Origin of the sequence: Falsirhodobacter sp. 20TX0035, from assembly GCF_028307215.1 — a bacterium.
Classification (GTDB): Bacteria; Pseudomonadota; Alphaproteobacteria; order Rhodobacterales; family Rhodobacteraceae; genus Falsirhodobacter.
Genome location: NZ_JAQMHV010000010.1, coordinates 33,079 through 54,079, shown reverse-complemented (window position 1 = coordinate 54,079; position 21,001 = coordinate 33,079). Strand labels below are relative to the sequence as shown.

General features: G+C 68.8%; 17 protein-coding genes. 15 read left to right on the top strand and 2 right to left on the bottom strand.

Annotation, left to right across the window (positions count from 1 at the left end; all coding sequences use genetic code 11):
- The first annotated feature begins 9 nt into the window (after positions 1–9).
- From PIJ50_RS11670 to PIJ50_RS11650, 5 genes are read left to right on the top strand one after another with little or no spacing between them, the layout of a single operon-like run.
- Positions 10–735, top strand: a complete 726-nt coding sequence (locus PIJ50_RS11670) for an HAD-IA family hydrolase (RefSeq protein ID WP_271975455.1) — start codon at positions 10–12, stop codon at positions 733–735.
- 59 nt (positions 736–794) lie between these two features.
- Positions 795–2,408, top strand: coding sequence for an ABC transporter substrate-binding protein (locus tag PIJ50_RS11665; RefSeq protein ID WP_271975453.1), 1,614 nt, complete (start codon positions 795–797; stop codon positions 2,406–2,408).
- A gap of 58 nt (positions 2,409–2,466) precedes the next feature.
- On the top strand, positions 2,467–3,426 hold the full coding sequence (locus PIJ50_RS11660) for an ABC transporter permease (RefSeq protein WP_271975452.1): 960 nt from the start codon (positions 2,467–2,469) through the stop codon (positions 3,424–3,426).
- On the top strand, positions 3,426–4,274 hold the full coding sequence (locus PIJ50_RS11655) for an ABC transporter permease (RefSeq protein ID WP_271975451.1): 849 nt from the start codon (positions 3,426–3,428) through the stop codon (positions 4,272–4,274). Before PIJ50_RS11660 ends, PIJ50_RS11655 begins: the two co-directional genes overlap by 1 nt.
- Positions 4,274–5,932 carry an ABC transporter ATP-binding protein gene (locus PIJ50_RS11650; protein ID WP_271975449.1) on the top strand — a complete coding sequence of 553 codons (1,659 nt, stop codon included), beginning with the start codon at positions 4,274–4,276 and terminating at the stop codon, positions 5,930–5,932. The genes PIJ50_RS11655 and PIJ50_RS11650 overlap by 1 nt, the downstream gene beginning before the upstream one ends.
- On the opposite strand, the gene PIJ50_RS11645 is transcribed toward PIJ50_RS11650, so the two are convergent.
- Positions 5,929–6,423: an Lrp/AsnC family transcriptional regulator gene (locus tag PIJ50_RS11645; protein ID WP_271975447.1), complete on the bottom strand. Its 495-nt coding sequence runs from the start codon at positions 6,421–6,423 to the stop codon at positions 5,929–5,931. The genes PIJ50_RS11650 and PIJ50_RS11645 overlap by 4 nt on opposite strands.
- A gap of 155 nt (positions 6,424–6,578) precedes the next feature.
- On the opposite strand from PIJ50_RS11645, the gene PIJ50_RS11640 reads away from it, so the two are divergent.
- Positions 6,579–7,904, top strand: a complete 1,326-nt coding sequence (locus PIJ50_RS11640) for an NAD(P)/FAD-dependent oxidoreductase (protein ID WP_271975446.1) — start codon at positions 6,579–6,581, stop codon at positions 7,902–7,904.
- A 2-nt stretch (positions 7,905–7,906) separates the two neighbouring features.
- Here the strand turns inward: PIJ50_RS11640 and PIJ50_RS11635 are convergent, their stop codons facing one another.
- A complete protein-coding gene (locus PIJ50_RS11635; RefSeq protein ID WP_271975444.1) occupies positions 7,907–9,013 on the bottom strand; it encodes an NAD(P)/FAD-dependent oxidoreductase in 1,107 nt (368 codons plus the stop codon).
- A gap of 102 nt (positions 9,014–9,115) precedes the next feature.
- Between PIJ50_RS11635 and PIJ50_RS11630 the strand changes: the two genes are divergently transcribed.
- From PIJ50_RS11630 to PIJ50_RS11590, 9 genes are all read left to right on the top strand, one after another.
- The gene (locus PIJ50_RS11630) at positions 9,116–10,003 is read left to right on the top strand and encodes a LysR family transcriptional regulator (protein ID WP_271975443.1); all 888 of its coding nucleotides are present in this window, start codon (positions 9,116–9,118) and stop codon (positions 10,001–10,003) included.
- A 74-nt stretch (positions 10,004–10,077) separates the two neighbouring features.
- Positions 10,078–12,111 (top strand): hydantoinase/oxoprolinase family protein, encoded by a 2,034-nt coding sequence (locus PIJ50_RS11625; RefSeq protein WP_271975441.1) that lies wholly within the window; start codon positions 10,078–10,080, stop codon positions 12,109–12,111.
- Between the two features lie 4 nt (positions 12,112–12,115).
- The gene (locus PIJ50_RS11620) at positions 12,116–14,086 is read left to right on the top strand and encodes a hydantoinase B/oxoprolinase family protein (RefSeq protein ID WP_271975439.1); all 1,971 of its coding nucleotides are present in this window, start codon (positions 12,116–12,118) and stop codon (positions 14,084–14,086) included.
- Positions 14,083–14,382: a (2Fe-2S)-binding protein gene (locus PIJ50_RS11615; protein ID WP_271975437.1), complete on the top strand. Its 300-nt coding sequence runs from the start codon at positions 14,083–14,085 to the stop codon at positions 14,380–14,382. The genes PIJ50_RS11620 and PIJ50_RS11615 overlap by 4 nt, the downstream gene beginning before the upstream one ends.
- Complete coding sequence (locus tag PIJ50_RS11610; RefSeq protein WP_271975436.1) at positions 14,379–15,740, top strand: NAD(P)/FAD-dependent oxidoreductase; 1,362 nt, start codon at positions 14,379–14,381, stop codon at positions 15,738–15,740. Before PIJ50_RS11615 ends, PIJ50_RS11610 begins: the two co-directional genes overlap by 4 nt.
- 119 nt (positions 15,741–15,859) lie before the next feature.
- Positions 15,860–17,323 (top strand): aldehyde dehydrogenase family protein, encoded by a 1,464-nt coding sequence (locus tag PIJ50_RS11605; RefSeq protein ID WP_271975434.1) that lies wholly within the window; start codon positions 15,860–15,862, stop codon positions 17,321–17,323.
- An 11-nt stretch (positions 17,324–17,334) separates the two neighbouring features.
- Positions 17,335–18,381, top strand: coding sequence for a tartrate dehydrogenase (locus tag PIJ50_RS11600; protein WP_271975433.1), 1,047 nt, complete (start codon positions 17,335–17,337; stop codon positions 18,379–18,381).
- A 1-nt stretch (position 18,382) separates the two neighbouring features.
- Positions 18,383–19,819 (top strand): NAD-dependent succinate-semialdehyde dehydrogenase, encoded by a 1,437-nt coding sequence (locus PIJ50_RS11595; protein WP_271975431.1) that lies wholly within the window; start codon positions 18,383–18,385, stop codon positions 19,817–19,819.
- Positions 19,820–20,077: 258 nt separating this feature from the next.
- On the top strand, positions 20,078–20,992 hold the full coding sequence (locus tag PIJ50_RS11590; protein WP_271975429.1) for an ABC transporter permease: 915 nt from the start codon (positions 20,078–20,080) through the stop codon (positions 20,990–20,992).
- Positions 20,993–21,001 lie beyond the last annotated feature (9 nt).

The following is a 21,001-nucleotide window of genomic DNA, read 5'->3' as shown; positions in this document are numbered from 1 at the left end:
GACCTTTGCATGGCCACCGACCCGAAACCACTGCAGGACTTCCGCTATGTCAGCTTCGACGTGGTCGGCACGCTGATCGATTTCGAAGGCGCCATCACCGACGCGCTGGCCGACATCGCCCGCCGCGAAGGGCGCAGCATCGACGGCGAGGCGGCGCTGGCCGCCTATCGCAATGCGCGCTACGAACCGGACGCGCAGCGCTTCCCCGACGATCTGGGCCGCTGCTACGGCCGCATCGCGGCGGCGCTGGATCTGCCGGACACGCCAGAACACCGCCAGTTCATGATCGACGCCGTGGGTGAGGCGAAGCCCTTTCCCGACAGCGTGAAGGCGATGGCGGCCCTGAAGGCCCGCTACAAGCTGATCGCCATGACCAACGCCCGCCGCTGGGCCTTTGCCAAGTACGAGGAGAAGCTGGGCTTTCCCTTTTGGGCGTCCTTCACGACGGACGACACGGGGACGGAAAAGCCCGATCCCGCCTTTTTCCATCGCGTGTTCGCCCATGTCGAAGCGGATGGGGGCACGAAGGACGACATCCTGCACACCGCGCAAAGCCAGCACCATGACATCGGCATTTCGCGCAGGCTGGGCATGACGAACGCCTGGATCCAGCGCCGCCACGCCCAGCCCGGCTACGGCGGCACGATCGAGCCGGCCGAGTTCACCGAACCCGACTATCACTTCCACGCGCTGAGCGAGTTGGCCCGCGCCGCGGAGGACGCCTTCCGGAACTGAGCCTTCATCGCCCGAGCGGTCAGAAGAACCGCCGGTGCCTTTTCCACAGGGGAAATGACATGAACCACAAGACGCCTTCCAACTGGACCGGCCGCGACGACGCGATGGTGGAGGCCGCGATCCGCAAGGGGGCCTCGCGCCGCGACCTTCTGAAGATGCTCATGGCCTCGGGCGTGGCCCTTGGCGCGGGCGGATCGCTTCTGCTGCGCGCGGGCCAGGCCGTGGCGCAGACGCCGGTCAGCGGCGGGCACCTGAAGGGGGCCGGCTGGTCGTCCTCCACCGCCGACACGCTGGATCCGGCGAAGGCGTCCTTCTCCACCGACTATGTGCGGTGCTGCGCGTTCTACAACCGCCTGACCTTCCTGGATCAGGGCGGCATCGCCCAGATGGAACTGGCCGAGGAGATCACGACAGACGACGCCAAAACCTGGCAGGTCACGTTGAAGCCGGATGTGACCTTCCACAACGGCAAGACGCTGACCTCGGCCGACGTGGTCTATTCCATGAAGCGGCACCTGGACCCGGCCGTGGGCTCCAAGGCCGCCGCCATCGCCGCCCAGATGGCCGAGATCACGGCCGTGGACGACCGCACCGTGCGCATCGTGCTGGCGGCCGCCAATGCCGACCTGCCCACCATCCTGTCGCTGCACCATTTCATGATCGTGGCCGACGGCACCACGGACTTCACCACCGCCAACGGCACCGGCGCCTTCATCTGCGAGACGTTCGAACCGGGCGTCCGTTCGGTGGGCGTGCGCAACCCGAACTACTTCAAGGGGCAGGGCCCCTATCTGGAAAGCTTCGAGTATTTCGCCATCTCGGACAACAACGCGCGGGTGAACGCCGTCCTGTCGGGCGACATCCATCTGGGCGCCTCCATCAACCCGCGGTCGATGCGGATGATGGAAGGGCAGGACCATGTCCAGACCTCCGTCACCACCTCGGGCAACTACACCAACCTGAACATCCGCTTGGACATGGCGCCGGGCGACAAGGCCGGCTTCATCGAGGGGATGAAGTACCTGATGAACCGCGAGGCCATCCAGAAGTCCGTCCTGCGCGGCCTGGCCGAGATCGGGAACGACCAGCCGGTGTCGGCGGCCGACAAGTATCACAACCCCAACCTGAAGCCGCGCCCCTATGACCCCGAACAGGCTGTCGCACTGTTCAAGAAGGCGGGCGTGTATGGCCAGACGATCCCGATCGTCACCTCGGACGCGCCGACCTCGGCCATCGACATGGCCATGGTGGTGCAGCAGGCGGGCGCCGAGGCCGGCATGAAGTTCGAGCTGGAGCGCGTGCCTTCGGACGGCTACTGGTCGAACTACTGGCTGAAGGCGCCGATCCATTTCGGCAACATCAACCCGCGCCCCACGCCCGACATCCTGTTCTCGCTCCTCTACGCCTCGGACGCGCCGTGGAACGAAAGCCAGTACAAGTCCGAAAAGTTCGACGGCATGCTGACCGAGGCCCGCGGATCGCTGGACGAAGAAAAGCGCAAGGCGATCTACTGGGAGATGCAGGAGATGGTCGCCAACGAGGCGGGCACGATCATCCCAGCCTACATCTCCAACGTCGACGCGCTGTCGTCGAAGCTGAAGGGCCTCCAGCCGAACCCGCTGGGCGGCCAGATGGGCTATGCCTTCGCCGAATACGTCTGGCTGGAGGTCTGAGGCACCACGTCCCGCGCGGATCGTCGCGCGGGGCCCCCAACCCCTGAAGGAGGCGCGCATGCTCCGCTCTGCGACCACATGGCTTCTGGTGGGCCAGCGATTCGGGATCGCCGCGATCACGCTGGTGATCGTGTCCTTCGCCGTCTTCTTCGCCACCGAACTGCTGCCCGGCGACGTGGCGGAGATCCTGCTGGGCCAGGCCGCCACCCCCGAAGCGGTGGCCGGCCTGCGTACGGCGATGGGTCTGGACGAGCCTGCGATCTGGCGGTTCCTGTCCTGGCTCGCCGGCCTCGCCTCGGGCGATCTGGGCATGTCCTATGTGAACAACGTGTCCATCGCCGACATGCTGTCGGGGCGGCTGGCCAATTCCCTGCGGCTGGCGGGGATCGTGACGCTGGTCTGCGTGCCGGTGGCGCTGTTTCTGGGCATCGCCTCGGCCATGTGGCGGGGGTCGGTGCTGGACCGGCTGGTGTCGATGCTGACCATCTCCGTCATCTCGGTCCCCGAATTCATGGTGGCGACGCTGGCCGTGCTGATCTTCGCGGTCTGGCTGGGCTGGCTTCCGGCGCTGAGCTATGGCGTCGACGTGGACAGCTGGGGCGCGATGCTGCGCGCCTATGCGATGCCGGTCATCACCCTGTCCTTCGTCGTGGCGGCCCAGATGATCCGCATGACGCGGGCGGCGGTGATCGAGACGATCAACACCCCCTACGTGGAGATGGCGCTGCTGAAGGGCGCGTCCCGCACGCGGATGGTGCTGCGCCACGCGCTGCCGAACGCCTTGGGGCCCATCGCGAACGCGGTGGCGCTGTCGCTGTCCTATCTGGTGGGGGGCGTCATCATCGTGGAAACGGTCTTCAACTATCCGGGTGTGGCCAAGCTGATGGTGGACGCCGTGTCCACCCGCGACCTGCCCTTGATCCAAAGCTGCGCGATGATCTTCTGCTTCAGCTACCTTCTGCTGATCACGATCGCCGACATGATCGCCATTCTCTCCAACCCGAGGTTGCGCCGTTGATGTCTATGTCCCTTCGCCTTCCGACCCCGGCGCGGCTGGGCTATTCCTTCAACTGGGTGGGCCGGATCGGCCTGGCCGTCATCCTGTTCTGGGCCGTGATCGCGATCATCGGCCCGTGGATCACCCCCTATCCCACGGGGGAGATGGTCGATTTCGACTATTTCGGCCCCGTCAGCCAGAAGTTCTGGATGGGCACCGATTATCTGGGCCGGGACATCCTGTCGCGGGTGATCATGGGCGCGCGCTACACCGTTGGGATCGCGCTGGCCGCGGTGACGCTGGCCTGCGCCGGCGGGGTGCTGCTGGGCATGATTGCGGGCGTGATGGGCGGCTGGTTCGACACGCTGCTGTCGCGGCTGCTGGACGCGTTCAACGGCATCCCGTCGCTTCTGTTCGGGCTGGTCGTGGTGGCCGCGGTCGGGTCGTCCATCCCGGTGCTGATCCTGACGCTGGCCGCGATCTACCTGCCGGGGGCCTACCGCTTCGCTCGTGCGCTGGCGGTGAACGTGAACACGATGGACTTCGTCACCGTGGCCCGCGCCCGCGGCGAAGGCTTCGCCCACCTGATCCTGCGCGAGATTTTCCCCAACATCCTCGGCCCCGTTCTGGCCGATCTGGGGCTGCGCTTCGTGTTCATCGTCCTTGTGCTGTCGGGCCTGTCCTTCCTCGGCCTAGGCGTGCAGCCCCCCAACGCCGACTGGGGTGCGCTGGTGCGCGAGAACATCGAGGGGCTGAGCCTTGGCGCGCCCGCGGTCGTCTTCCCGTCCATCGCCATCGCCTCGCTCACGATCTCGGTGAACATGTTCATCGACAACCTGCCCACCCGCATCAGAGACCGGAGCGCATGATGACCGAACCCCTCGTCTGTGTCCGCGACCTGCGCATCGGCGCGACCACCGATTCCGGCCGGAAGGTGGAGATCATCAAGGGCGTGTCCTTCGACATCGCCCCGGGCGAGATCGTGGCCCTGATCGGCGAATCCGGATCGGGCAAGACCACGATCGCGCTGTCGCTGATGGGCCACGCGCGGCCCGGCTGCGCGATCCACGGCGGCACGATCCGGCTGGGCCGGCACGACGTGACGGGCATGACCGAACGCCAGCGCGCCGCCCTGCGCGGGACCGAGGTGTCCTACATCCCCCAGTCCGCCGCCGCCGCCTTCAACCCGTCCAAGCGCATCATGGACCAAGTGGTGGAGATCACGTCGATCCACAACCTCATGCCCCGCGCCAAGGCCGAAGCGAAGGCGCGCGAGCTGTTCCGCGCGTTGGCCCTGCCGGATCCCGACACGATCGGCAGCCGCTATCCCCATCAGGTGTCGGGCGGGCAGTTGCAGCGCCTGTCGGCGGCGATGGCGCTGATTGGTGATCCGCAGCTGGTGATCTTCGACGAACCCACGACCGCGCTGGACGTAACCACCCAGATCGAGGTGCTGCGCGCCTTCCGGTCCGTCATGGGGCAGGGCAACATGGCCGGGGTCTATGTGAGCCACGATCTGGCCGTGGTGGCCCAGATCGCCGACCGCATCATCGTCCTGCGCGGCGGCGTCGTGCAGGAGGAGGGGACCACCGAGCAGATCCTGACCGCGCCCGCCCACGCCTACACCCGCCAGCTGCTGGACGCGTTCGAACCCGTGCCCCATGTGGCGGCGCCGAAAACCGGCGCGCAGGCGCGGCCCATCCTTCAGGTCGACAACCTTTGCGCCGGCTATGGCGCGATCCGGAATGGCGAGCCCGCGGCGAAGATCCTGCAGAACGTCAGCTTCCGGCTGGAACGCGGCCGCAATCTGGGCGTGATCGGGGAATCCGGGTCGGGCAAGTCCACGCTGGCCCGTGCCATCGCGGGCATCCTGCCGGCCTATCGCGGCAACATCCAGTTGGACGGGGCAGAGCTGAAGCCGGATCTGGCCCAGCGCAGCAAGGACCAGTTGCGCCGCGCCCAGATCGTGTTCCAGCTGGCCGACACCGCCCTGAACCCCGCCCAGTCGATCGAGACGATCCTTGGCCGCCCCCTGACCTTCTATCACGGGATGAAGGGCGCGAAGCGGGCCGCGCGCGTGGCGCAGCTTCTGGACATGGTGCACCTGCCGAACGCCCTGCGCCACCGCCTGCCGTCGGAGCTTTCGGGCGGGCAGAAGCAGCGGGTGAACCTGGCCCGGGCGCTGGCCGCGGACCCCGAACTGATCCTGTGCGACGAGATCACCTCGGCGCTGGACACGGTGGTGGCGGCGGCCATCCTTGATCTGCTGAAGGAGTTGCAGCGCGAGCTGAACCTGTCCTACATGTTCATCAGCCACGACCTGTCCACGGTGGAGGCGATCTGCGACGACGTGCTGGTGATGCTGAAGGGCCGCGTGGTGGAAGCGCTGCCCGCCGCCCGCATGTCGGCCGAAGCGGTGCATCCCTATTCACGGCTCCTCATCTCCTCCATCCCGAAGCTGGACACCGGGTGGCTGAAGGGGCTGGAACAGGATCCCGAGCTGATCGCCCTGTTCGCCCGCCGCTAGACGCGGTCGGCGAACAGGCGGGTCAGGGGGATCTGGTTCTTCACGAAGGGCGTCTTGATCACGACGAAGCTGAAATACTTGTCGATGCCCACGTCGCGGTCGATCAGCGCCTCGATGATGTTCTGGTAATCGACGATGCCCGCCGTCACGAACTTCACCAGATAGTCGTAGCCCCCCGATACGAGGTGGCATTCGATGCAGCTGTCGATCTTCTCCAACGCCTCCTGAAAGCGGGAAAAGTCGATCTGGCGGTGGTTCTTCAGGGTGAATTCCGTAAAAACGGTCAGCGTCTCGCCCAGCTTGGCCACGTCGATCTGCGCGGAATAGCCGATGATGTAGCCCGCCTGCTGCAGCTTCTTCACCCGCATCAGGCAGGGGGACGGGGACAGTGCCACCAGATCGGCCAGTTCCACGTTGGTGATCCGGCCGTTGCGCTGAAGTTCGGCCAGGATCTTCACGTCGATGCGGTCGAGTTTCAGGCGCATGGTCATCTTGTCCCTCCTTGTGGGCCTTCCCCTTGTCGTGGAACTTCAAGCGTCTGCCAAGCCTGACCTTTTCGACAGGATCTGCCGCACCTTGCCCCCGATGCGGCAGATGCCACCGGCGGTCCCGCCCTAACCTGTTCCCGAACGACCCGGAGGATGACATGCCCGCACCCCTTCTTTCCATCGCCACCGATCCCATCCTGCCGGCCGAGGCCGACTGCGTCGTCATCGGCGGCGGCATCGTCGGCGTCAGCGCCGCCTATTGGCTGGCGCGGGCGGGGCAGAAGGTCGTGCTGCTGGAAAAGGGGCGCGTGGGGGCCGAACAGTCCAGCCGCAACTGGGGCTGGTGCCGCCAGCAGAACCGCGACGCGCGCGAACTGCCCTTGTCCACCCGCAGCCTTGCCCTGTGGGAGGAGATGATGGCCGACCTTGGCCCCGACATCGGCTTTCGGCGCTGCGGCCTGCTGTATCTGTCGGACGATGCGGCGGAACTGGAAGGTTGGGCGGCCTGGGGCCGCTTCGCGCGCGGCGAGGGCGTGGACACCCGCATGCTGACCGCGGCCGAGACGGCGGAGCGGGCGCGCGCCACCGGACGGTCCTGGCAGGGCGGGGTGTGGTCGGTCAGCGACGGGATCGCCGATCCGGCCCGCGCCGCCCCCCTGATCGCGCAGGGCGTGGTCAAGCATGGCGGCCACGTGATCCAGGGCTGCGCCGCGCGCGGGATCGAACGCGCGGGCGGCCGGGTCAGCGGCGTCATCACCGAACGTGGCACGATCCGCACGGGCCATGTCGTGGTGGCGGGGGGCGCCTGGGCGGGCAGCTTCCTGCACCAGCTGGGGATCGCCTTCCCCCAGGCCTCGGTCCGCAGCTCCATCCTGTCGGTGATGCCGGGAGCGGAAGGCTTGCCCGACGCCCTGCACACCAAGGGCGTGTCCGTCACGCGGCGCGGGGACGGGGGGCACACGCTGGCCATCTCGGGCCGGGGCAGCGTCGATCTGACGCCGGGCATCGTGCGCGGGGCCCGGCACTTCCTGCCGATGTTCGCCAAGCGCTGGCGGTCGTTGCGCCCCGGCTGGACGCAGGGCTGGACCTCGGGGTTTGAGACGCGGGCCATCTGGGCCACTGACCGCGAAACCCCGATGGAGCGGATGCGCGTGCTGGATCCCGCGCCGTCTGTCCCCCTGATCCGGGAAACGCTGGCACGGGCGCGGGCGCTGCTGCCCGCCTTGCGCGGCATTCCGGTGCAGGCCAGTTGGGCCGGGTTCATCGACAGCACGCCCGATGGGGTGCCGGTGATCGACGCGGATGTGGGCGTTCCGGGGCTGGTGCTGGCGGCGGGCCTGTCGGGCCACGGCTTCGGCATCGGCCCGGGAGTGGGGCACCTGGTGGCCGATCTGCTGCTGGGCCGCGACCCCATCACCGAGGTGGTGCAGTACCGGCTGAACCGGTTCCGGGGCAGCCAGTGGGGGAAGGTCGCGAAATTCTGACCTCATGCGGCGAACCGCGCGACGTGCATCGCGTCCAGCGGCGTGTCGCAGCGCCCGGTGGCCACCAGTTCGGCCATTGCATCCCCCACGCCCGGCCCCAGCTGGAACCCGTGGCCGCAAAAGCCGAAGGCGTGGAACAGACCCGGCGTGGTGAGGGAGGGGCCCATGACGGGCAACCCGTCCGCCACATAGCCTTCCGCCCCCGACCACTGGCGGATCACCGCGACGTGGCGCAGCGCGGGAACCAGACGGACCACGGCGCGCAACTGGTGGGGCAGGTGGGCCGGATCCACATGCGCGTGGCCGGTGGCGGGATCCACCTCCGTCCGGTCCACCGCGCCGCCGAAGACCACGTTGCCGCGTTCCACCTGCCGCAGATAGGCGCCGTGCGCCGCGTCCCAGACGCCCACCACAGGAAGGATGCGATGGGGCAGAGGCTCCGTCACGCCCATCTGGGGGCCAAGGATGCGGATGGGAACGGGTTCGTCGAACTGCGCCGCCAGATCGCCGCCCCGCGCGCCGGTGCAGTTCACCAGCCGGTCAGCGGTGAAGGTGCCCCGGGCCGTCACCACCTCGAACCCGGCACTCGTCCGGCGCACCTGCACGCTGCCGGCGTCGTCCACGACCTGCGCCCCAAGGCGGGCCGCCGCCGCGGCAAAGGCCGGACCGATCAGGCGCGGATTGCCGGACCCGTCCTCGGGCGACAGCGACGCGCCGATGGCGTCGGGGCCAAGGCCCGGAAAACGGCGGCGCAGGTCGGCGGGGGACAGCTCCTCCAACTCCAGCCCGGCGGGGCGGGCGGCCCGGGCGTAGTCGCGCATCAGGGCCAGCCCGTCCGCGTCGAAGATCAGGCGCAGATGGCCGGTGGCGCGGAATTCCACATCCCGGTCCAGAAGGCGTGCCGCCTCGTTCCACAGGGTCAGCGAGCGGCGGGCCAGCGGCAGCTGCGACAGGTGCCGCCCGCTGCGCCGCACGTTCCCGAACGACGCGACGGTGGCGCCCGCGCCAACGCGCCCGCGTTCCACCAACGTGACGGCCACGCCCCGCCGGGCCAGGAAGAAGGCCGTGGCGGTGCCCATCAGCCCGCCGCCCAGAACGATCACCGACATGGTCCGCCTCCCGTTTCGCACCGGTCCATCAAGCGTCTTGACAGGCGCTGCGTCAAAGACCGGAAATGCGGGATGTCATAAGTCCGGCCTATAGGGGGTCCCATGCGCGCCAGACAGCTTGAGGTTTTCGTGGCCGTGATGCGCGCCGGGTCCATCACGGCGGCGGCGCGGATGCTCAACATCTCGCAGCCCGCTTTGTCCCAGATCCTGCTGCACGCCGAGGATGAACTGGGCTTTGCGCTGTTCACCCGCGAAAAGGGCCGCCTTCACCCCACGCCCGAGGCGCTGGAACTGCATGGCGAGGCGGAAACGCTGTTCAACGGTCTGGAAGGGCTGCGCCGCAAGACGGCGGATCTGCGCCTGGGACGGGCGGGTCTGGTGCGGATCGCGACCTCCCCCCCGCCGGCCATGTCGTTTCTTCCCGGCGTGCTGGCCAGCTACCGCGCCGCCCATCCGGACGTGCTGCTGCGGTCCCATGTGGCGCCCCTGCTGGCCCTGATCGGGATGCTGCGGGCCGGGGACGCGGCTATGGCGCTGGCGCTGGACGACGATCTGCCGCCCGACATCGTGACGGAACGGCTGGGCACCACCGGCTTTTCCTGCCTTCTTCCGGCGGGTCATGCGCTGGCGGCGGCGGACAGCCTGTCGCTGGCCGATCTGGCGGGGGTGCCCCTGATCTCCTATCGCAACGCGACGCGGCCGCATGCGGAACTGTCGGCCACCGCCCGCCGGCAGGGCCTGCGCTTCGAACCGATGCTGGAGATCGACCTCTCCATCACCGCCGTCGGCTTCGTGCAGGCGGGCCTGGGTGTGGCGGTGGTGGATTCGCTGCTGCCCTGGACGCAGTTCGCGGGTCTGCATGTCCGCCCGCTGCGCGACGGGCCGACCTTGCCCCTGTCGCTGCTGACCGTGCAGAACCGCAGCCTGTCGCGGGCCGAGGACGTGATGCGCGACCACATCCGCGCCGCATGGCATAAGTCCGACTTATAGCCCGCCCCGACCTGCGTCTTGGACGCGGGCGCCGCCCTCTGGTTTCCTCGGCTCAGGACACAGGCGAGGATGACATGGACGGGAACACGGCGGACTGGAAGATCGGTGTCGACATCGGCGGGACCTTCATGGACTTCTGCGCACTGGAGGCGCGGTCGGGCCGCGTCGCCTCGTTGAAGGTGCTGACGACGCCGGACGATCCCGGCGCCGAACTTCTGGAAGGCCTGCGCCTTCTGGCCGAGCGGGAGGGGCTGGACCCCGCCGCTGTGTCGCGCTTCGTGCACGGGACCACGGTGGGCATCAACACCATCATCCAGCGCAAGGGCGCGACGCTGGCGCTGATCACCAATGCGGGGTTCGAGGATGTGGTCGAACTGGCCCGCCTGCGGATGCCCGACATGTATTCGCTGTTCTGCCACCGGCCCGACCCGCTGATCCCCCGCGACATGATCTTCGGCATTCCCGCCCGCCTGCGCGCGGACGGGCGTGAAACGACGGCCCCCGATCCGCAGGCCATCGCCTTCGCCGTGGACCGCGCGCGGGCGGCGGGCGCCGCGGGCGTGATCGTGGCGCTGCTGCATTCCTGGCGCGACGGCCGGCAGGAGGCGGCGGTGAAGGCGCAGGTCGAAACGCTGGCCCCCGACCTTTTCGTCTTCACCTCGTCCGAGGTGTGGCCGGTGATCCGCGAATACGAACGCACCTCCACCGCGATCCTGAACGGCTATGTGCATCCCCGCGTGTCCGGTTATCTGGCGGCGCTGGAACGGCGGCTGGCCGATCAGGGCGTGCCCGCCCGCGCCATGCTGACGAAATCGAACGGCGGGCTGATGACGGCGGGGCAGGGGCGGCGCGACTGCGTGTCGATGCTGCTGTCGGGAACGGCCTCGGGCGTGATCGGCGCGTCGTGGCTGGCGCGGCAGGCTGGCGAGGGGCGCATCCTGACGCTGGACATCGGCGGCACCTCGGCCGATTTCGCGCTGATCGTGGACGGGGAGGTGCAGTTCGGCACGGACGAACGGATCGGGGAGTTCCCGCTGCACATCCCCTCGGTGTCCGTCAGCTCGATCGGGATCGGGGGCGGATCCATCGCCACCGTGGACGGGCAGGGCGTGCTGCGGGTGGGGCCGGAATCGGCGGGGTCCAATCCCGGGCCCGCCTGCTATGGCCGGGGCGGCGACCGTGCCACCGTGACGGACGCGCTGGCCGTTTGCGGCTGGCTGGGCCACAGCCAGATGGCCTATGGCCAGTTGCGGATGGATGTGGATCTGGCCCGTCAGGCCGTGGGCGCGCTGGCCGCCACCCTGGGCCGCAGCTTGGAAGATACGGCGCAGGCCATCCTCGACATCGCGATTTCCGAGATGTTCGTGGAGGTGGAGAAGCTGTCCTCGCGCGCGGGGGTGGACCTTCGGGACTTCGCGCTGATGCCGTTCGGGGGCGGCGGTCCGATGCTGGGCGCGTTCCTGGCGCGCGAACTGGGGATGGCCCGCGTGATCGCGCCGCGCCGTCCGGGCGTGGTGTCCGCCTTGGGCGGGCTGGTGGCGGACCTGCGGGGCGACTTCATCCGCACGGTCTTTGCCGATCTGGGCGTGTCGCTGGCCGCGCCGTTCCGCGCGCTGGCTGATGAAGGTCGGGCCTGGCTGGCCGCGCAGGGCCACCACGGCCCGGCCGACCTGCGCCTTTCGGCCGACATGCGCTATGCCGGCCAAAGCTACGAGATCGAGGTGGAGTTGCAGCCCGCATGGCTGGACACCCCCGCCCGCATGGCCGAAGCGTTCCACGCCACCCACCGCCGGATCTACGACTTCGACGACACGCAGGGCCGGATCGAGGTGGTGAACCTGCGCCTGTCGGCCATCGGCGCTGGCCCGAAGCCGGAATTCCCGGCCGAGGCGGGCACTGCGGCCGCCGCCACGCCCGCGCGCCTCGTTCCCGTGCACATGGGCCGGTGGCGCGACGTGCCGCTCTACGACCGCGCGGACCTGGCCGCGGGCGCGACCTTCGCCGGTCCCGCCATCGTCGCGCAGGAGGATACGACCTTCGCCATCCCGGACGGCACGCGCGCGGCGGTGGACCGCCACCTCAACATCCATCTGACCTTCGAGGAGTGATCCCATGTTCGACAAGATGACGCTTCAGGTGCTGGCCAACCACGCGCGCGCCGCGGCCGAGAACATGGCCCACACCCTGCACCGCACCGCCCATTCCGCCTTCGTGAAGGAAACGCAGGATTTCACGGTGATGCTGATGGACCGGCGGGGCGACACCTTTGCCGTGCCGATGGAACTGGGCGCGACATGGTATCCCGGCCTGACCTATGGCCGCGCGATCGACATGGTGGAGGATTACCGGCCCGGCGACGTGGCCTTCACCAACGATCCCTATTCCGGGCATGTCGCCACCCATGCCCCCGACACCCATCTGTGGAAGCCCGTCTTCGCGGAGGACGAGATCGTGGCCTGGACGGGCGGGCACATCCACAACACCGACATGGGAGGCGCGGTGCCCGCCTCCCTGTCGCGGTCGTTGACCGAGATCCATCAGGAGGGCATCCGCTTCCCCCCGATGAAGCTGGTGCGCGAAGGGGTGTTCGACGACCAGATCCTGCGGATCATGCAGACCAACGTCCGCAAGCCCGCGCTGAACATCGGCGACATCCAGGCGCTGGTCGGCGCGCTGAACACGGGCGAACGCAAGGTGCACCAGATGATCGCCCGCTTCGGCAAGAGGGGCTTCGTGCAGGGCGTCGCCGCCCTGATGGATCAGGCCGAGGCGCAGGCCCGCGACATCCTGCGCGCCATCCCCGACGGCGACTACCGTTTCGCGGACTATGCCGACGAGGACAGCGATCACGCCAACCCCTGCCGCCTGAACCTGACCCTGAAGATCCGGGGGGACGAGGCGGTGTTGGACTTTACCGGATCAGACCCGCAACTGGCCAGTTCGCTGAACGTGCCGTCGGGCGGGGACCCGCGTCACACGATCCTGCTGGTGGGGGTGTATTACGTCCTGTACACCCTGAACCCCCGCATCCTTCTGAACACCGGCCTGACGCGGCCCTTCACCTGCATCGCGCCCGAAGGCACCGTGCTGAACCCCGTGGCCCCCGCCGCCGTGGGCATGCGGTCCCTGACCTGCGCGCGGCTGCGGTCGGTCATCTTCGGCGCGTTCAGTCAGGCCATCCCTGACCGGATGCCCGCGGCGCCCGCCGGCAACAACTGCATCGTCAACGTCATGACACGGGACGAACGCACGCAGAAGACCGTCATCGCCGCGGTGAACCCGGTGGTCGGCGGCGGCGGCGGGATGCCGTGGCGCGACGGGACCAACGGCTCGGGCGCGGACGCGGCCTATCTGAAGAACACCCCGATCGAGATCACGGAGACGGAGGTTCCGGTGGAGTTCGTGCGCTACGGCCTTGCGCAGGACAGCGGCGGGGCGGGGCGCTGGCGCGGAGGGCTGGCGACCGAGATGGCGTTCCGCGTCTTCGCCCCCGACACCCGCATCACCGCCCGCAACCGCGACCGCAGCTTCTTCCGGCCTTGGGGCGTTCTGGGCGGCCGCGCGGCGGGCCTGTCGGACATGATCGTGAACCCCGGCACGCCCGAGGAGCGGACGCTGGGCAACACCGACACCGCGATCCTGCAACCGGGCGACGTTCTGGCCATCCGTTCGGCCGGTGGCGGCGGACGGGGCGATCCGAAGCTGCGCGAACCCTGGCGCGTGGCGCAGGACGTGGCGCGGGGCTACGTGTCCGCCGATGCGGCGCGGCGGGATTATGGCGTGGTGCCGGGTGACGATGCGGCGACGCAGGGCCTGCGCGCGAACATGGCCACCCCCGCGGCCCATTTCCATTTCGGGCCCGAGCGGGAGGGCTACGAGACCCGCTGGACGCCCGAAGCCTATGACACCCTGACGCGGATCCTCGCGTCGCTGCCGATCCACTGGCGCTTCTTCACCAAGACGGAGATCTTCCGCCGCATCGAGGGCGAGGGCCCCGGCGCCGTGCAGCGCGCCTTCGACGCCGTCTGCGAGCGCTTCCCCGAACTGCCGCGCGCCCCGGAACGGGTGGAGGCCGCGGAATGAACGGCCGACTTCTTCGGCTGGCCGAGGCGGAGCGGCCCGCGCTGTCGTTCCGCTTTGACGGGGAGGATCTGGTGGCGCTGGACGGCGACACCGTCTTGTCGGCCATCCTGATCCACAAGCCCCGCCTGCGGCAGGCCGAGTTCGGGCCCGAAGGCCGCGCCGGGTTCTGCCTGATGGGTGCGTGCCAGGACTGCTGGATCTGGCAGGAGGACGGGCCGCGCCTGCGTGCCTGCTCCACCCCCCTCCGCGCGGGGATGCGGCTGCGGTCGGCACCCGCCGGGGACTGGCCGGCATGACCCGCGTCCTGATCGTGGGCGCGGGGCCTGCGGGCATCCGCGCGGCGGAAACGCTGGTGAAGGCGGGCCTGCGCCCCGTGATCGTGGACGAGGCGGCGCGCGCGGGCGGCCAGATCTACCGTCGCCCACCCGAAGGCTTCCGGCGCACGGCAAGGACGCTTTATGGCTCCGAGGCCGCAAAGGCGGAACACCTGCACGCCACCTTCGACGCGCTGGTGACGGCGGGGCAGGTGGAGCATCTGCCCGAACATTCCGTCTTCGCCCTGCGCAACGGGGTGGCGCATGCGACGGGTCCCAACGGGCTGCTTCGCCTGCCTTACGACCGCCTGATCCTGTCCACCGGCGCCACGGACCGTGTCGTGCCGGTGCCCGGCTGGCAGTCGGCCGGGGTCTACACCCTGGGCGCGGCGCAGATCGCGCTGAAGGCGCAGGGGATGGCGCTGGGTCGGCGCATCGTTCTGGCCGGCTCCGGTCCGCTGCTGACGCTGGTGGCCGCGCAGTTGGTCAAGGCGGGGGCGGGGGTGGCGGCCGTGCTCGACACCTCTTCGTATTCCGACCAGATGTGGGGGGCGGCGGGGATGGCGGCGGCGCGGCCCTGGGTCACGCTGCGGGGGTTGCGGATGCGGGCGGGGTTGGGCCGTCTGTATCACGCCGGTGTCCGGCTGGAGCGGATCGAAACGGACGCGAACGGCCCCGTGGCCCTTCATTGGCAGGACGCCCGTGGGCGATGGCACGAAACGCCCTGCGACGCCGTCGCAATGGGCTGGCACCTGAGGGCGGAAACCCAGCTGGCCGATCTGGCCGGCGCCCGTTTCCAATGGTCGGCGGACTGGGCGCAATGGCTGCCGCAGACCGACGCGCTGGGCCGGGCGGGGCCGGAGCTGTATCTGGCGGGGGATGGCGTGCGGATATTGGGGGCCGACGGTGCGGAACGGGCCGGAACGCTGGCCGCCCACGCGGTGCTGGAGGATCTGGGGCAGCCGGCCTCCGGCACGGCGGCGCTGTTGCGGCGGGCGGCGCGGCTGGACCGTTTCGCGCGCGCGATGGCCCGCGCCTTTCCCTGGCCCGGCGCGCAGGTGCGGGCCCTGCCCGACGCCACCGTCCTGTGCCGTTGCGAAGGCATCACGGCCGGCGAGCTTCGCGGCACCGTCCCGATGGCCGGGGCGGAGGCGAACCGTGTGAAATCGCTGGCCCGCGTCGGCATGGGGCGCTGTCAGGGCCGCTACTGCCAGCTGGCCGCGGCGGAACTGATCGCGGGGCAGGCGGGATGCGCGGTGGCGCAGGTGGGGCGCCTGCGGGGCCAGCCGCCGGTGCGCCCGGTGCCGATTGCCGCCCTGCTGGACGCGCCGGAAGGCTGACCGCACAATCTTCTGCCGCCCCCGCGCTGCCGGACAAATCTGCCGCGCCCTTTCGTCATTCGGCAGCTTTTTCTGGCCCGCCCCGCCCATCCTGATCCCGAACCGATGGAGAGGTCGCCATGTCCCTTGCCTTCACGCCCGCCGATGTGCGCCTGCCGTCTGGCCATTTCATCGACGGGGCCTATGTGCCCGGACCGGACGCGATCGAGGTGCGGGCCCCGTCCACCGGGCAGGTATTGACCTCCATCCCCTGCGCGGATGCGGGCGTGGTGGACCGGGCGGTGAAGGCGGCACGGCGGGCGCTGGACATGTCGGGCTGGGGCGGCTGCACCCCGCGCGACCGGCTGCGCGCCCTGCACCGCTGGGCCGACCTGATCGAGGCGGAGGCGGACACCCTCGCGCGGCTCGAGGCGGTCTGCTCCTCCCGCCCCGTGTCGCAGGCTGTGGCGGGGGACGTGGCGGTGACGGCGGAACAGATCCGCTTCTTTGCCGAGTTCGCCGACAAGGAAGGCGGGGATCTGGTGCCCACTTCCGACAGCGCCTTCGGCTACATCTCGTCCGAGCCCTACGGCGTGGTGGGGGCGATCGCGCCGTGGAACTTTCCCATCTCCATGGCCGGATGGAAACTGGGGCCGGCGCTGGCCGCGGGCAACGCCGTGGTGCTGAAACCGTCGGAGATGACGCCGTTCTCCACCCTCTACATGGCAGAACTGTCGGTGCGGGCGGGGATCCCCGCGGGCCTGATCAACGTGGTGCTGGGCGACGGGCCCGTCACCGGCACCGCGATCACGGGGCATCCGGGGATCGACAAGATCTCCTTCACCGGGTCCACGCGCGCGGGTGCTGCGATCATGGAGAACATCGCCCGCACCGGCATCAAGCCGATGACGCTTGAACTGGGCGGCAAAAGCCCGATGGTCGTGTTCGACGACGCCGACGTGGACCTGACGGCCGACTGCCTGGAACGCGGCATTCTTCCCAACGCGGGGCAGTTCTGCGTAGCCGGGTCGCGCATCATCGTGCAGCGCGGCATCGCGGACGCGCTGGCCGCCCGGCTGGCGGAACGGTTCGGCCGTCACCGCCCCGCCGCGACTTGGGAGGCGGAGGCGGGATTTTCGCCCATCATCTCGGAAACGCAGCTGGCGCGGATCGACGGGATCGTGCAGGCCGCCGCCGGGCAGGGAGGGGAGATCCTGTGCGGCGGCACCCGCTTCGACCACGCGGGCAGCTTCTATCGCCCCACCCTGATCGCGGGGGTCACGCCGTCGAACCCCGCCGTGACGGAAGAAATCTTCGGCCCCGTCGCCACCTTCCAGACCTTCGACACCGAGGACGAGGCGATGGAGCTGGCCCGCCATCCCAGCTATGGCCTGTGCGCGGGCCTTTTCACCCGCGACCTGTCCCGCGCATTGCGGTTGACGCGGCGGCTGGAAGCGGGAACGGTCTGGGTCAACCGCTATGGCCGGTCGCGCGACCACATCCTGCCCACGGGCGGCTGGAAGGCCTCCGGCCTTGGCAAGGACCTGGGGCGCGAGGCGTTCGCCGCCAACCGCCGCACGAAATCGGTACTGATCGACCTTTGAAGGAGACGGACATGAAGGCCCACAAGATCGCATTGATCCCGGGGGACGGCATCGGCGTGGATGTGACCGACGCCACGATGCAGGTGCTGAACGCGGCCGCGGCACGGTTCGGATTCGCGCTGGACGCCACGCGCTTCGACTGGTCGTGCGAAACCTATGTCGCCACCGGCCGCATGATGCCCGAAAACGGGATCGAAACGCTGCGCGGCTTTGACGCGATCTATCTGGGGGCCGTGGGCTGGCCTGCGACCGTGCCGGATTCGGTGTCCCTGCACGGGCTGCTGCTGCCGATCCGCAAGGCCTTTGACCAATACGCCAACATCCGCCCGCACCGGGTTCTTCCCGGCGTGGAGGGGCCGCTGAAGGCGCAAGGCTTCGACATCCTGTGCATCCGCGAAAACACCGAAGGCGAATATTCCGGCGCGGGCGGGCGCGTCCATCATGGCCGCGACAACGAGGTGGCGGTGGAAACCGCGATCTTCACCCGCAAGGGGGTGGAGCGTATCCTGCGCTTCGGCTTCGAACAGGCGCGGGCGCGGCGCAAGCACCTCACCTCCGTCACTAAATCCAACGCGCAGCGGCATTCCATGGTGTTCTGGGACGAGGTGACGCAGCTTCTGGCGCCCGAATATCCCGACGTGACGGTCAGCCACATGCACATCGACGCGATGGCCGCCAAGATGGTGATGGCGCCGCAGGATCTGGACGTGATCGTCGCGTCCAACCTGTTCGGCGACATCCTGACCGATCTGGGCGCGGCGATCCAGGGGGGCCTCGGATTCGCGGCGTCGGCCAACATCTGCCCCGACCGCAGCGGCCCGTCGATGTTCGAGCCGGTCCACGGGTCGGCCCCCGACATTGCCGGAAAGAACATCGCCAACCCCATCGCCGCGATCTGGTCGGGCGCCATGATGCTGGAACATCTGGGCGAAAGCGCGGCCGCCACCGCTGTCCTGTCGGCCGTGCAGGCGGCGACGGGGCAGGGCGTGGGCATCCGCCCGGGCTCGCACGGGACGGGCCAGATCACCGCCGCCATCCTGAACGCGCTGGAGGCGTGAGATGAAGCTGAACGACACCGACCTGTTCCGCGAGGCGGCCCTGATCGACGGCGACTGGATCGCTCGCGCCGACATGGACGTGACCGATCCCGCCACCGGCCTGACCCTTGGCACCATGCCCGACTGCACGGCGAATGAGACGACGCGCGCCATTGACGCAGCCGAACGCGCGATGAAGGGCTGGCGCGCGCGCACCGCCGCCGATCGCGCCGACATCCTGATGCGCTGGTACCAGCTGATGCTGGACCACACCGAGGATCTGGCCCAGATCCTGACCGCCGAACAGGGCAAGCCCTTGGCCGAGGCGAGGGGTGAGGTGGCCTATGGCGCGTCCTTCGTGCGCTGGTTCGCGGAAGAGGCGCGCCGGATCAACGGCAAGATCATCCCCTCGCCGGTGCCCGGCAAGAAGATCTTCGCCATGAAGGAGCCTGTGGGCGTCTGCGCGATCATCACGCCCTGGAACTTCCCCATCGCGATGATCACCCGCAAGGTGGCGCCGGGTCTGGCCGCAGGCTGCACGATGGTGGTGAAGCCGTCGGACTTCACGCCCTATTCCGCGCTGGCCATGGCCGTGCTGGCGGAACGCGCGGGCGTGCCCCCGGGGGTGATCAACGTCCTGACCGGCCGGCCCGAGGTGATCGGCGCCACGCTGACCGCCAGCCCCGTGGTGCGCAAGCTGTCCTTCACCGGATCGACCCGGGTGGGCGCGCTGCTGGCGGAACAATGCGCCCCGACCTTGAAGCGGATGTCGCTGGAACTGGGCGGGAACGCCCCCTTCATCGTGTTCGACGACGCCGATCTGGACACGGCCGTGGAAGGCGCAATGATGTCGAAGTTCCGCAACGGCGGGCAGACCTGCGTCTGCGCGAACCGCATCCTGGTGCAGGGGGGCATCCATGACGCCTTTGTTGCCGCACTTGCCAAACGGGTGGACGCGCTGAAGGTCGGGCCAGGAACGGAGGCGGGCACCACCATCGGCCCGATGATCAACGCCGCCGCCATCGCCAAGATCCGCAGCCATGTGGCGGACGCGCTGTCCAAGGGCGCCCGGGCGGTCACCGCGACCCGCGATCTGGGTGACGCCTATGCCGATCCCGTGGTGCTAGTCGGCGCCACGACCGACATGCGCCTTGCGTCCGAGGAAACGTTCGGTCCCGTCGCCCCCGTCTTCCGGTTTGAGACGGAGGAGGAGGCGCTGGCCATCGCCAACGGCACCCCCTTTGGCCTTGCGGCCTATTTCTTCACCCGGGACATGGCCCGCGCCTTCCGCGTGGGCGAAGCGCTGGAGTTCGGGCTGGTCGGCCTGAACACCGGCGGCGTCAGCCATGAGGTGGCGCCCTTCGGCGGGGTGAAATCCTCCGGCCTTGGCCGCGAGGGGGCGCAGGAGGGGATCGAGGAATACTTGGAGACGAAAGCGTTCCACTTCGGCGGGTTGTAAGGTTCCTTGACAACCTGTCTGATGAATTAATTGGTATTCGCCGTATTCAACAGACGACTTTTGCCGACAAGTGGTGTATGCCGAGGATCTGCAACCGGGTTGGACCCGGCCGGGTCTTCGGCACGGAGGGCATGGATGGGCCAGAACCCCGCCCTTTCCTTCCAAACCGAATATACTAATATATAAGAATGCGATGATTCGGGAATGGAGGCCCGGAACGCCGCACTCACGACCCAATGGGAAAGGGAGGGGGCCGACATGAGGCAATTCTTGGGGAAACGGGCCTTTGCCAGCGCGATATCGCTGGTTGGGCTCGTGATACTCGTCTTCTTTCTGTCACGGCTGACGGGGGATCCAACGGATCTGTACCTGCCGGTCGATGCCAGCCTGGAAGCGCGCGAACAGTTCCGTGAACTGCACGGTTTCAACGACCCGCTGCTGGTGCAGTTCGGACGCTATGTCTGGGACCTCCTGCATCTGGATTTCGGCGAGTCCATCCGTGAAGCCCGCCCGGCCATCGACGTGGTGCTGCAGGGCTTCGGCTGGACGCTGAGCCTTGCCGTCGTCACCATGAGCATCGTGACCGTCGCCGCCGTGGTCATTGGCTCGCTCGCCGCCTTCCGTGTGGGCGGGATCTTCGACCGGCTGGCCACCTTCTTCTCGCTCATCGGCGCCTCTGCCCCGGATTTTTGGATCGCGATCGTCGCGATCGTGATCTTCGCCGTGAACCTGCACTGGCTTCCCACCTCGGGCACCGGAACGGTCTGGCACTGGATCCTGCCGGTGGCGGTGCTGTTCATCCGCCCCTTCGGCCTGATCCTGCAGGTGGTGCGCGGGTCGATGATCACGGCCCTGTCCTCGGCCTATGTGAAGACGGCCAAGGCCAAGGGCGTGCGCGCCCGCCCCATCATCTTCGTGCACGCGCTGCGCAACGGGCTCTTGCCGGTCATCACCGTGATCGGCGACCAGGCGGCCGCGATCCTGAACGGCGCCGTGGTGGTGGAAACGATCTTCGGCTTCCCCGGCATCGGCAAGCTGATGATCGACAGCATCCTGCAACGCGACTTCGCGGTGGTCCTCGCGGCCATCATGATCTCCGCCCTGGCGATCTTCATCATGAACCTGCTGATCGACATGGCCTATGCCGTGCTTGATCCGCGCATCCGGTATTGAGCGATGGCG